This is a genomic window from Paenibacillus agaridevorans, assembly GCF_003112455.1.
Taxonomy (GTDB): domain Bacteria; phylum Bacillota; class Bacilli; order Paenibacillales; family Paenibacillaceae; genus Pristimantibacillus; species Pristimantibacillus agaridevorans.
Genome location: NZ_BDQX01000430.1, coordinates 103,721 through 116,777 on the forward strand (window position 1 = coordinate 103,721; position 13,057 = coordinate 116,777).

The 13,057-nt window shown below is 54.8% G+C and carries 8 protein-coding genes and 1 riboswitch; of the genes, 1 reads left to right on the forward strand and 7 read right to left on the reverse strand.

Annotated elements, in window-relative coordinates:
* From PAT3040_RS32670 to PAT3040_RS32685, 3 genes are all read right to left on the reverse strand, one after another.
* The coding region (locus tag PAT3040_RS32670) for a response regulator (protein WP_181376984.1) at positions 1–808 on the reverse strand (808 nt) is incomplete at its 3' end.
* Complete coding sequence (locus PAT3040_RS32675) at positions 783–2,546, reverse strand: sensor histidine kinase (RefSeq protein WP_181376985.1); 1,764 nt, start codon at positions 2,544–2,546, stop codon at positions 783–785. The genes PAT3040_RS32675 and PAT3040_RS32670, both read right to left, overlap by 26 nt.
* Before the next feature lie 774 nt (positions 2,547–3,320).
* Positions 3,321–5,900 (reverse strand): beta-mannosidase, encoded by a 2,580-nt coding sequence (locus tag PAT3040_RS32685; protein ID WP_108995954.1) that lies wholly within the window; start codon positions 5,898–5,900, stop codon positions 3,321–3,323.
* A gap of 503 nt (positions 5,901–6,403) precedes the next feature.
* On the opposite strand from PAT3040_RS32685, the gene PAT3040_RS32690 reads away from it, so the two are divergent.
* Positions 6,404–7,417: a LacI family DNA-binding transcriptional regulator gene (locus tag PAT3040_RS32690; protein WP_108995955.1), complete on the forward strand. Its 1,014-nt coding sequence runs from the start codon at positions 6,404–6,406 to the stop codon at positions 7,415–7,417.
* An 85-nt stretch (positions 7,418–7,502) separates the two neighbouring features.
* Here PAT3040_RS32690 and kimA read toward each other — a convergent pair whose 3' ends face one another.
* From kimA to PAT3040_RS32710, 4 genes are all read right to left on the reverse strand, one after another.
* Complete coding sequence (gene kimA / locus PAT3040_RS32695; protein ID WP_108995956.1) at positions 7,503–9,329, reverse strand: potassium transporter KimA; 1,827 nt, start codon at positions 9,327–9,329, stop codon at positions 7,503–7,505.
* A 187-nt stretch (positions 9,330–9,516) separates the two neighbouring features.
* Positions 9,517–9,685, reverse strand: a riboswitch (cyclic di-AMP (ydaO/yuaA leader).
* Between the two features lie 168 nt (positions 9,686–9,853).
* Complete coding sequence (locus tag PAT3040_RS32700; protein WP_108995957.1) at positions 9,854–10,924, reverse strand: FecCD family ABC transporter permease; 1,071 nt, start codon at positions 10,922–10,924, stop codon at positions 9,854–9,856.
* Positions 10,911–11,960 (reverse strand): FecCD family ABC transporter permease, encoded by a 1,050-nt coding sequence (locus PAT3040_RS32705; protein ID WP_108995958.1) that lies wholly within the window; start codon positions 11,958–11,960, stop codon positions 10,911–10,913. Before PAT3040_RS32705 ends, PAT3040_RS32700 begins: the two co-directional genes overlap by 14 nt.
* Before the next feature lie 11 nt (positions 11,961–11,971).
* On the reverse strand, positions 11,972–13,018 hold the full coding sequence (locus PAT3040_RS32710; protein ID WP_108995959.1) for an ABC transporter substrate-binding protein: 1,047 nt from the start codon (positions 13,016–13,018) through the stop codon (positions 11,972–11,974).
* Positions 13,019–13,057: the final 39 nt, after the last annotated feature.

A 13,057-nucleotide genomic window follows, 5' to 3' on the forward strand; every position in this document is an offset into this window, starting at 1 on the left:
GTCTCCTGCATGTCTCCTGCACGGCCTCCATGATGTCGTACGCCCGCGAGGCAAGATGCTTCCACGCATGCGAATCCGCCTCCCCTTTGGACTGCATAAACCAAATAAATTGATGGCGACTGTATTGCACGGTTGCATGAACGATCGTGGGATCCAAATATTCCTCCGCAATATTTTGGCACGCAAACATCAGCAATTCCCAGTCCGCCTCGCTCCAGTCGGCATCGAGGGGATCCAGCCTCCCGATGGCCACAAGCAGCGGTTCCGATGGCGTCAAGCCGATTTCCGCCGCTTCGAGCTTGCCCTTGACGACGACCGGATCGGCGGGCAAGCTTCGCATCAGCTCGAACATCGTATCTTTGCGCAGTGCGGCGAGCGCTACATGGAGCTTGCCCTGCACGTGATGCAAGTAGCTGCTCCGGTCCTCCAGCTCATCCAGTTCGGCAATCGCCTTCCGGACGGCCTCCACGATAACGCCGCTGTCCTCGTTCTTAAGCACATAATCGACCACCCCGCCTGTACGAATAGCATCTCGGGCATAGTGGAATTCGTTGTATCCCGTCACAAAGATAAACCGGCAGCGCGGCCAGCTCGACTTGATGCGCTGATGCAGCTCGATGCCGCTCATGCCTGGCATTCGGATATCGGACAAGACGATATCCACCCGGTTCTGCCCCATGCAATCCAGCGCATCGTACACATTAAACGCCTGATAAATCGTCAGCTCCCACTGCTTCTCCTCCCGCAGCGTCTGCTCCAGACTTTCGACAATCATCGGCTCGTCATCTATGATCAGCACTCGATACATCGTCATTCTCCCCTTCGATTGGAATAAAGAGCTCTACGCGCAGTCCTCCCAGCAAGCTGCGACTCACTTCAATGCCTCCCCGCTCTCCGTACCTCAACTTCAGCCTGCGGTGGATATTGATCAGTCCGGTCGTCTCCATCTCTTCGCCAAGCGTCAGCTTGCGGACAAGCCCGGCTAATTCGATTTGATCCATTCCTGTGCCGTTATCTTCGACGATAAAAGCCAATTGGTCCTTGCGTAGCTCGAAGCGCAAGCTGAGCTTCCCCTCTGCCACCACATGATCCAAACCATGCTCAAAAGAGTTTTCTACTACGGGCTGCAAAATGAGTCTCGGAACGGGCAGCGTCTGCAAGGAGAAGGGCAATTCATCCGCCTCCACCGCGATCCGGTTGGCAAATCTCATCTTCTGGATTTCCACGTAGGCGCATACATGCTTGAACTCCTCGCCCAGACTGACCTCCTCCAAGCCGTTGCGTGTAATATACCGAAAGTAATCGCCCAAATTCCGCGCGACCCGCTGGGCCGCCTCATTTTCATCATTCCGAATCAAATGCTGCAGCGTAAAAAAGCTGTTGTACAAAAAATGAGGGGCGATCTGCATTTGCAGTTGCTTTAGCTCGGACTGCTGCAGGCGGATTTTCTGGACGTACAGTTCGTCGATCAATTGGCTCAGCCGTTGAACCGTCCGATCAAACCGGTTAAACAGGTACCCGAACTCGTCGCCCCGATGAAGCGGCGCTGCAATCTGCAAATTCCCTTCCTCCACGCTTCGGAACCGTTTGACCAATAGCTGCATCGGGCGGTGGATCAGCAAGTAGATGCCGTACGAGAACAGGATGACGATGACCAGCGAGCAGCCAATGAGCAGCCAGGACCATAAGCCGTAGTTTTTAAGCTGTCCGACAATGATATTTTCCGGAAAATAGAACAGCAGCGCTGTATCCAGGAAATACGATTTTTCATAGACCGCGAGATACGTGTCGCTGCCGATTTTGACTGGGCGGGTAAAATGATCCTCTTGGGCAATATACGGGGCCAATTGTTCCAGCATCGGCTGGAGCTGCGCGGTGTATCTGTCGTTATGAATTTGCCAATGCTCGTTGACCAATATGGCAGCGCCTTCCTGCGGAAAGGCAGCCAACGCTTTGCGCAGCGCATCGGTGGATAGCTCGATATTTTGCACGAAATGCGCCTGTTGTCCGGTTGCTGCAAGCGCTCTCAGCGGCGACAAATGCAAATTCAAATACAGGCGGTCTTTCCACCACGTCATCGGGGAACCGCTCAGACGCGTCGCCTCTACGATTTCCTCTGCTTCCTGGGCTGGGGACAAATCGCCGGTTGAGCGATTGGAGGTCATAAGGGTACTGTCAATCGCTTTAATATACAGGCTGACATCCTGGATGTAGCCGCTTGAATCCTTGAGGACATGCAGCCTTTTAACCAATTGGTTAATCGCTCGCGTCCGTTGATATTCCGTCAGAACGGGCGTTTCGAAGCTAAGCTGGATTAGATCCTCGTCATTGATAAATTGCTGCTGGGCAAGTATGATCCGCTCCAGCTCTTCCTCAAGCGATTTGAAATAATAGTGGGTGTTCATGGAGATGGAATTTGAGATTTGACGTTTGACTTCCGATTTACCCAATTCATTGACAAGCAGGCCCAGCGCAAACAATGGTGTCATAATACAAAGAAAAGTAACCAATATTTTGTAAAATATTGACATATTGGATATTTTCACTATTCTGCTCCTGATCATCCCACGGCCCCTTCCTCCCCTTTCATTTGTTTATATACTAGCTTCTCTATTTTTCGTTGCCAAGAGAAAAAGATTGGAGCTCGCCATCTAAAACCTACGTTCAAAAGGCAGCTACATCGTCATTATCTGTAGTTTGAGGTTACGCATAGCTTCTCAAGCTCCTAGTCAACAAGAATACAATCGACAAAACCAGCCACATCCTCATCATCCGACCTTATAGCGGAATTATCCGCCTTATTATGCTGAGCCGGGGGCGATTGGACTTTTATAGCGGAATTATCCGCTTTATTGGGCTGAGTTGGAGGCGATTGGACTCTTATAGCGGAATTATCCGCTTTATTGTGCTGAGCCGGGGGCGATTGGGCTTTTATAGCGGAATTATCCGCTTTATTGTGCTGAGCCGGGGGCGATTGGACTTTTATAGCGGAATTATCCGCTTTATTGTGCTGAGCCGGAAGCGATTGGACTTTTATAGCGGAATTATCCGCTTTATTGTGCTGAGCCGGGGGGGGCAGAACAGGCTAGTAGCGAGGACGAATAATGCTTAGTTTTAGGCTTCATCAAAGGCAAAAAATGCCACTGGGATCTGTTAGATTTTTCAAGGATTGCATAATTTCCAAAAAAAAAGAGATGGAACAGTGCCTGCCAAGCACTGCTCCATTTCTACCTCTATACTCTCTCTCTATCTATCTCTATCTATCTCTCTCTACCTCTCTACCTCTAAAAATCGATGACGCCCGCTATTTCCACGTTGCTCTAAGCCAAGTAGTCGATCATCGAAGTAACGGTTACGAGTCCGGCCGCAGCCGGGACACTGAATGCCTGACCCGGCGCGCGATGCTGGAATTCCACCTCGATCGGCTTGCCCGGCACGACGTCGAAGAAGTTGTCGGAGAAGCGGCCCTCCCGCTCGGCGCGCAGCCATACCTGCTTCGCCAGCACGTTCGAGGAGACGAGGAAGCATGTCCCTCCGCTGCCTTCCACCTCCGTCACAACGACGGCGGCCGCTCCCAGCTTCAGCCCTTTGGCGTAAGCGAAATAATGCTCCTTCCGGCTGATCGTCACATAGCCTTGGACAAGCTCCGCGACAAGAACGATGCTGCCCGCGTCGCGGCCGTCAAGCCACTTCGCTTCGTCTGCCGCATATACAAGCGTCGACGTGTTGGCTCCGACCGTCGCCTCCAGCGTCTCTTGCGCAAGAATCTCGCCGTCGAAAGCATGCAACGTCAATCGCAGCTCTCCTTCCGCCGGAGTCAATGAATCCGAGATCGCATAGACGCGAAGCTCGCCCCCCTCGGAGCGGTCGAACGACAGAATCGTGTCGGCGAAGCTTGTTTTAGCATAATACTGCAGCGCCTTCCATTTGCCGTAATAGTCCATGCCCGCCCATGAGGCGACCGGCCAGCAATCGTTCATCTGCCAGTAGAGCGTCCCCATGCAATAAGGCATCCGCTTGCGATGGGCCTCGATCGCCGTCTTCATCGCCTCGGCTTGAAGCACCTGGCTCATATACAGGAACGAAGGGAAATCCTTGGGTTCGTTCATGTAGATATCCATATATTCCTTGATGAGCCTGTTCCCGTTGCCATTTTTCTGATGCGCCAGCATGACCTTGGATTCCAGCTCCATGTCGACCTCTTCTGCAAACGTCCGCACGCTGTCGTATTCCGGGAACGACTGGAAACCGTATTCGCTCATAAAGCGGCCGACCTTGACGTTATAATTCTCGAATGGCTCGACGGAATGCCAAACGCCCCAATAGTGGATATCGCCTTCCGTAGACAGCGGATGAGCATGTTGGCCAATATCCCCAGTCAGATCGATCATCGGCGAGGACGGCCAATAATCGGCGCCTGGAGCCAGCTCGTTAACGACTTCCGGCAAAATCCGGTGGAAGATGCTCTCATATCCCGCCCAGATGTCTCCGCGCTGCTCCGCCGTATAACTTTGCTTCCAGCCCCAGCCGCCCGTCTCGTCATATTGCGACCAAGCCGAATCGATCTCGTTGTTGCCGCACCAGAGAACGATGGAAGGATGATTGCGCAGCTTCTTCACATTCTCCCGCGCCTCCAGCTTTACGCTCTCGAGAAACGGTTCGTCCCAGGGATACATGCTGCATGCGAACATAAAGTCCTGCCATACCATAATGCCGTATTCGTCGCATAGCTCATAGAAGGCGGGCTGCTCGTAGATCCCTCCGCCCCATATGCGGAGCATATTCATGTTCGACTCAGCCGCCGAGGCAATCTCGTGTCTGTAGCGCTCCTCCGTGATTTCCGTCAGGAAGCTGTCGTTCGGAATATGATTGGCGCCCTTGGCGAACACCGGAACCCCGTTCAGCTCAAAATAAAACGTGCCTCCCGCCTCGTCCTTCTCGCGAACCAAACGAACGGATCGCAGGCCCGTGCGAACCGCCTTCTCGGCAATTGGTTCCGACGATCCCGCTTCCGTAAACGTGGCACGGAAATGGTACAAATGAGCCTCGCCCAGCCCCCTGCTCCACCACAGCTTCGGCTCCGCGATCTCCACGGGAACCTTCACGACAGTAACGCCAAGCTGAAGGTTGACCGCAAGACTCCATTCCGCGCCTCCTGCGGTAATCTTTACGCTGCCTTCGGCGCCGCGGACGCTCTCCAGCTCCACTTCCACGGTCAGCTTGGCGGCTTCCGCCGATATTTGCTCCTGGTTTACGAACACGTCGTTCACACGGATATCGTTCCAGCCCACAACGCGAACCTCGCGCCAGATGCCGCTGGTGACAAAGCGGGGGCCCCAGTCCCATCCGTAATGATAGGGCGCTTTTCTTGCGAATACGCTAATCTTGTCTTCGCCGAGACCGCCCAGCTCGGACTGATCATTGCTTGCCGGCAAATTATAGCCCAGACGCTCGATCTTCGGCAGATCCTCCGTCACCGGCGAGCGGAAGCGGATATGAAGCTGATTGCCGCTCGGCTTCGCCAATCCCTTTACATCCGCTCGCCAGGAGCGGAACATATTGTTGACGGACAAGATCAGCTTGCCGTTAAACGTGACGTCCGCATACGTATCCAATCCGTCGAAAACAAGCTCCAGCACGGACATCGCCAGCAGATCTTCCGTCAGATCGAAAACCGTCTCGTATTCCCAGTCCAGCTTGTCGATCCATTGCAGATCATGTTCATTCGTCGCATAAAAAGGATCTTCGATAATGCCGTTGCGGCGAAGGTCGGTATGCACGCAGCCCGGCACAACGGCCTGCAGCCACTCCGATTCCCGGCAAGCCTTGAACTTCCAATCCTTCAGCGCTGTTTGCACGGTCTCTTGCCCTACTTGGCTTGTTGTTACAGATCTATTCATAATATCCTCTCCTCGCTATATGTTGAGTACTGAGTACTGAGTACTGAGTGCTGATTGCTGTCATCGCTTTTTCTGTTCCTTGCATCATTTACCTATCAACATGTTCATAACAAATGATAACAAATCCTAATTTTATGGTCAATCGGTATTTCGTTAGGTTTTGTTAGGATTATCTATTTCCCATGGTTGCGATTTTCCGGCGTTCAGTGCTACACTTAGCGCAGACTATTTGTTGCTGAATGACCTCAAGTTTTATCGCAGCCTAACGGACATAAATGACGCTATTCTTCGATTTTTTAGGTTTTCGAAAATCTAACGGACATACTCGACCTTATTGGCATCATCATCGCGCATATTGGCTCCGTTACGACCCAATAGTGTCCCTCCTGTCTGTTAGATTTGTTTGAGGTTAAAAATTGGACAAATAGCGTCGCGTGTGTCTGTTAGATTTTACGTTTAAATAAACAATCCCGGATTCCCATTAAACATCGAGGAGAAGTCTAATGCGAGCCAAAATAACGATGCAAGAAATCGCCGACAGCGTCGGCTTGTCCAAATATGCCGTATCGCGCGCGCTAGCCGGCAAGTCCGGCGTAAGCGCGCAATCCAGAGAGCTGATTTTGCAGAAGGCGGCGGAGCTTGGCTACCGAAAGGAAATATCCCCCCCTGTAACGCCCCGGCGACGCGACGAGCAAACGCAAGCGGAGGAGGAACGACGTCAATGGACGGGAACGTTGCTTGTCCTCTTCCCGGACGTAAGGTCGCAGAATCCGGAATCCGCTTACTGGGGGCCGCTGTTCGAAGGGATATCAGCCGCGTTGAACCAGAAGGGCATTCATTTTGTTACGCTGGTCAAACCCGACATCCACTCGTTATTCTCGCTGTTGAACCCGGAAGCCATCATCGGGGTGCTTGCCGTCGGAAGCATCGCATCGCCCATCCTCCACGAATGCCGTCGCCTCGGCAAGCCCGTTGTTATGGTCGACCATTGGGACAAGGGCTTCCCATGCGACAGTATCTTCTCCGACAATCTGGCCGGCATAACTGAAATCATGTCGACGATGCTCGGCAAAGGATATCGGGAGTATCAATTCGTCGGCAAAATCGCCGATGCCTATAGCTTCTATGAGCGCTGGCTTGGTTTTAATGCCGCACTGATGGATGCCGGGCTTCCCCAGCATCAGATTCCGGCTCTGCTCCAGTATGAATACGAGGGCTGCGACGAGTCGCTGCGAGAAGCATTTGCGACAAGACCGCTCCCTCAGGTTTTCGTCTGCGCCAACGATTATTACGCAAGCTTGTTAGCCAAAGCGGTGAAGGAACTTGATCCATCCAGCGAAGGCGTCGTCTTTACCGGCTTCGACAACTCTCATGCCGGCGTGACGGTCGCAACGGTCAACGTCGAGGAAGAGATCCTGGGCGTAAGAGCCGTGGACCAATTGCTTTGGCGTATCCTCCATCCAACGGCAAGCTACGAGCGGAAGCTGATTCGGGGCCGACTCGTCATCAACGAATAGGCGCATGTCAGCCAACAGAAATACCCCCGGAAACGGCAAGCTCGGCTTGCTCGATTCCGGGGGTTCTTTTTGCGGGACGGCAAAGTTATTTTTTCAGATGGTAAGGAACGGTCGTGACGATCACGTCCTTCTGATACAAAAGACGGGTCCGGATGTAGAAGCTGGTCTGGTTATGCAGGAAGTTATGCCAGCCCTTCTTCGGTATGAATTGGGGAATGATGACCGTCACCTGGTAATGATTTTCCTTAGCCTTGCGGTCCACGACGTCGATAAACTTCATGAGCGGCTGTATGATGCTCCGGTACGGCGAATGCAAGGTGACGAGCCTGACGTCCGGATGCAGCTTGCTCCACTTGTCCCGGAACGCGGCTTCCTCCTCCCGCTCGAACGGCACGTATACCGCGATGATCTGGCTGGCGGCAAGCGATCTCGCGTAGCTCAGCGATTGCTCCACGACATGAGTGATCCCTGCCACCGGCAGGATCAGAACGTTGCCTTCGATAACCTCCACCGGCTCGCCCGTGGATAGGCCAAGCTGCTCGCCCACCGCTCCGTAATGCCTGTTAATGCCGAGCAACACCCAGATCAGGACGGGCAGGAATACAAGCACGGGCCATACCTGCGGAAACTTCGTCAGGAAAAACATCATCGTCACCACGAAGCTGATCGCCGCGCCGACCGTGTTAATCGCGAGCTTGATCCCCCAGCCGGCCGGCTTCTCGCGAAGCCATTTGCGCATCATGCCGGATTGCGACAGCGTAAACGGGATGAATACGCCGACCGCGTAGAGAGGAATCAACTGTTCCGTATGTCCGCCAAAAAGCACGATGAGCAGGATGGAACAAATGCCAAGCATGATGATGCCGTTGGAATAACCAAGCCGATCGCCCCTCGCCGTAAACATTCTGGGGATAAACTTATCTTTGGCCAGATTGACCGCGAGCATCGGAAAAGCGGAATAACCCGTATTGGCCGCCAGGATGAGGATAAGCGCCGTCGTTCCCTGAATGGCATAATACATGAAGTTTCGCCCGAACGCATCCTCCGCGATCTGCGAGACGACCGTCGCCTCCGCAATCGGCGCGATTCCGTACTCGTAGGCCATCAAAACGATGCCCGAGAATAGCACCGCGAGCAAAATCCCCATCGCGGCAAGCGTTCTGGAGGCATTGACCGGCGCGGGTTTCCTGAAGTTCGGGATCGCGTTGGAGATCGCTTCGACCCCTGTCAGCGCGGAGCTGCCGGAAGCGAATGCCTTCAGCAGCAGGAAAAGTCCGATGCCTGCCACCGGCGTCCCTACGGGCGTATGCAATTCCTGCGGAATCGCTCCCGTTGCCATGTCGTACAATCCTTTTCCAATCAGAACGAACAATGCAAGAACGAACAAATATACGGGATAGGCCAGGACGGACGCCGACTCCGTTACGCCCCGCAGGTTAAGCAGCGTAAGCAGAATGACGAATACGACGGCAATGGGCACCGTATACGCATGCAAGCTCGGGAATGCGGAGGTGATGGCATCGGTTCCGGCCGAGACGCTAACCGCTACCGTTAAAATATAGTCGACCAACAAAGATGCGCCGGCGATAAGGCCGGGGTACTTGCCCAGATTTTCTTTGGAGACGACATAAGCGCCGCCCCCTTGCGGATAGGCGTATATAATTTGCCGATATGACAGAATAAGCGCCGTCAGCAGCAGCAGGACGCCGATTCCGATCGGAATGGAATACCAGAACGCGGCCATGCCGACGGTCATTAACACAAGCAGAATTTGTTCGGGGCCGTATGCGACGGACGACAACGCGTCCGACGAGAGAATCGCCAGCGCTTTTGTTTTGTTTAACTTCTGCTCGCCAAGCTCCGTCGACTTCAGCGGTCTTCCGATCAACACTCGTTTAAGCGCGGATAACATTAGAGCCACCGCCCGACTGAAGCCTTTTTATCGTTGATTTTTTCAATTCGTCCATCTCCCCTGTGCATGGTTGGCTGGAAGGGAAGGTTTCTACTTCGTCTGCTGCGGCATTCCGGCGGGCCCATGCCGTTTTTTGCGCAGCAAAAAGCCGCAAGGCAGCACCTTGCGGCTTAACGAGCCGAAGTCATACCCATTCCAATAACGCTTACGAGGTTAGCTGACGGATTCGGGCCATTAGATAGCCCTACGGCGGTTGTTATGCCGATTCACCCCTGACGCTTGTCTTTAACGATAAGCGCCGTTTGGTTCCCCCGCTCTTCTTCATTGTCCTCAAGAAGACTCAGCGAATTTATGATGTAGTGATCATAACTCGTTTATTGACAGGTGTAAAACGACATTTCGGCTCAAAAACGGTTGTTTCAATTCAAAGATAGCCAATAAAACGCTCGCAGCAGTTGCTTCTTATTCATTTGATCCGTGGATATCGTTTTTTCTCGCCTTTATCCGAGATATCCTTGAAAATTCTAGATTAATTTTTTCGTTAAACGCAGCAGATAAAGAAAAAACGGTGCTCCCAGCAGTGTCGTGACCGCGCCTGCAGGCAGGCTCGTCACACGATGCTCCATGCCAGGCAACGAGAAGGAGAGCGTCGCGCTCCCCGCGATCCAATCCGCGGCAATCAGCAGCGTTCCCGCCAACAATACGCTTGCGGGGAACAGATAGACGGGATGTCGGCCGACCAGCTTAGCCGCAATATGGGGACCGATCAAACCTGCGAAGCCGATGGCTCCTACTGCAGACACGGATACCGCCGTCAGCGCCGCGGCAAGAAGCAAGAGGAGCAGCCGGGTACGAAAAAGGGGCAAGCCGAGCCCGACCGCCGTCTCGTCGCCCAGTTGCAGCACCGCCGCCCTTCTTGCCATCAGCAGCGCGCAGGGAACAAGCGCCAGCGCCCATGGCCATATCATGTTCCAGTGCGCCCATACCCGTCCGTTAAGCGAACCGAACGACCACAGCAGGATGGACGCCAAGCCCTCCTGCTGTCTCAGCATAAGCAATGAGTTCGCCGCCTGCAGCACGGAAGCTGCCACGACGCCGATCAACGCCAATCGCGGGCCGCTGCCGCCGGTTCTCCCATTGAACATGTAAAGCATGCCAATCGAGAGCAATGCGCCTCCCAATGCGACAATCGGCATCCGTCCGTTTATGGGAATCGCGGCCGACGAGAACGGCATCGTCAATATGACGGCCAACACCGCGCCTGCCGACACGCCGATCAAGCCCGGCTCCATGAGCGGATTCCGCATGACGACTTGAAGAATGGCTCCGGCAAGTCCAAGAAGACCTCCCGCCGTCATGGCGACAAGAGCCCGCGGCAGACGCAGATTCCAGACGATATGCCGGTGTCCATCCTGCCCGTTTCCTGACAGTGCGGCCATTATCTCTTCCAAGGACAGCGGCGTTCGGCCGAAGGCAAGATGAAGCAGCACGAGCGCCGTCAGCATGGCAAGCAGGACACCGGTTACGATCCAAAATCTGCGGGAATGTCGGGCTGACCGTTCACCGATTCCGGGAATAGCCTTATTTTCCGCCATGGAATGCTCCTCCATTCTTTCTCGACAGAATCAACAGGAAGACCGTCCCGCCGACCAACGTCGTCCAAACGCCGACGGGCAGCTCCAACGGAGCGAACAGAAGCCGCCCCAGTTGATCCGCCAAGGCGAGCAAAACGGCTCCTATCAACGCCGAGACCGGCAATACGAGACGCGCGTCCTGCGAAAGTATGACGGCTCGCGCCAAATGCGGAGCCAGCAAGGAAACATAGCCGATTGGACCGCACTCGGCGACCGTCGACGCCAATAGCATCGCGCTGGCAAGCAGGATCACAATTCGTGATAGACCAGCGTTGATGCCGAGCCCCGAAGCCGAATCGTCGCCAAGCTGCAAGAGATTAACCCGCTTCGCAAGAACGAACGCAACGGGAAGCATGGCGGCGAACCAAGGCAGCACGCGAAGCACTTGCTCCCAGCCGCGGTTGGCGAGCGAACCCAGCAAATACGCATAAAACAGATTCACGTCATTGCTGGTACCCATGGCGATCAGCACGATAAGCAGGCCGTTCAGCATCGCCGTGACCGACATCCCGATCAACAGCATGCCCGCCGCTCCACGGGCGATCCTTGCGGCCATGATAACGACGGCGCCACCAGCCAGCCCTCCCGCCAAGACACACAGCGGCTGCAGATGGTAGGGAACGGGCAGCCTCAGCACCAGAATCGCGGCCGCAGCAAGCGACGCCCCGGCGGACAAGCCCAGCAATTCCGGGCCTGCAAGCCGATTGTTCATCGCTCCTTGCATCAGCGTACCGGAGACAGCCAGCATGGCGCCTACCATGAGCCCCAGCACGACACGGGGGAGCCGAATTTCCGCTACGATCGTCCGGACCAAAGCATCTCCTTCTCCGGAAATCAGCCCCGCCAGCTCTCCCCATGACGGCGATGGGCTGCCTCCCTTTAAGCCGACGGCGATGACCGCAGCTATCGCGAAGAGGCCAAGCAGCGCTGCTGGCAGCAGTCTTCTTTGGGGACGCCTCTCTTTGGGCTTCGGGATCGCAACAGTCTCGCTTGGCATATTCGAACCTCCTAGAATAAATCCGGATACAGGATGGCCAGCGCCTCGTCCATTAGAATGCCAAGCGAGCGGGTTCCCCGCCCGTCGCCCCAGATCGGCGAACGCACCTCATGCACTTGCCCATTCTGCACCGCCTTCAGCTTGCTCCAGAGCGGGGAAGCCGCGAGCTGCTCCGATACGGGCAGCGTGCCGGGGCTGTAAGAATAACTTTCGACGAAGATGACATCGGGATCCTCGACAAGCAATCGTTCCAGCGAATATGGCACGCTGCCCTCTCCGTAAGGATCGTCCTCCGCCTTTTCCACCTGCCATGGATAGTTCGAGAACTCCTTCATGACGGTTCCTCCAAGCCCGGTTGCCGTTATAACCGAGAAGTTGACGTCCGAGCCGAAAATAATGAGTGCCTTCTTGTCCATCGGGCTTTTCTCCTTGGCCGTTTCCAGCTTCTCCATGAAACGCGCCTTCGCGGCGGCCGCTTCATCGGTTCTGCCCGTCAACTCACCGATCTTTTCCAGGAATTCCAGTGAATCTTTATAGCTTTTTGGATTGGCGAGATAGAGCGGAGCTATACCGTCCAGCCCTTCCCTCAGCGTGTCGTGAACGCCTTTTAGGCCAATAACGAGCTCCGGCGCCGCCGTCACGAGATCCTCCAGGCCAGGCTCGAAAAAGCTTCCGCCAATCGACGGGAAGGACTCTCCCTTGCTTCCGTAAAACTCCGGCGAGCTCGCGATGACCCGAACACCGCTCTCCGCGATAGCGGCCGGCTCCATGCCCAGCTCGGCCAGCACGTCAATACAGAGGGATACGATGCAAGCGACTTTTTCCACCGGCCCGTCGAACGTGAGCTTGGTTTCTGTATCGTCCGTGACTTCGATTGTCCAGGCCTCTGCTGGGGCTTCTTCCCCTTGATTCGACTCTGCATCGTTATGCTGAGACGATTGGGCCGGTTCCCCTGAAGGCGCGGCGGCGCCCTCCTTTCCATCGTTATTCCCTCCGCATGCCGTTGCCAGCAGGGCAAGGATGAGCAACATCATCAACCCACCGTGTTTCCTCTTCATGATTCTTGATCTCCTTTTGCGCTTTATGACCGGTAGCCG

What these genes read in the sequence shown, in the direction of transcription:
- kimA (WP_108995956.1), bottom strand. Translation starts at nt 9,329, where the DNA reads ATGTTATCCGCGCTTAAACGAGTGTTGATCGGAAGACCGCTGAAGTCG.
- PAT3040_RS32710 (WP_108995959.1), bottom strand. Translation starts at nt 13,018, where the DNA reads ATGAAGAGGAAACACGGTGGGTTGATGATGTTGCTCATCCTTGCCCTG.
- PAT3040_RS32700 (WP_108995957.1), bottom strand. Translation starts at nt 10,924, where the DNA reads ATGGCGGAAAATAAGGCTATTCCCGGAATCGGTGAACGGTCAGCCCGA.
- PAT3040_RS32690 (WP_108995955.1), top strand. Translation starts at nt 6,404, where the DNA reads ATGCGAGCCAAAATAACGATGCAAGAAATCGCCGACAGCGTCGGCTTG.
- PAT3040_RS32685 (WP_108995954.1), bottom strand. Translation starts at nt 5,900, where the DNA reads ATGAATAGATCTGTAACAACAAGCCAAGTAGGGCAAGAGACCGTGCAA.
- PAT3040_RS32705 (WP_108995958.1), bottom strand. Translation starts at nt 11,960, where the DNA reads ATGCCAAGCGAGACTGTTGCGATCCCGAAGCCCAAAGAGAGGCGTCCC.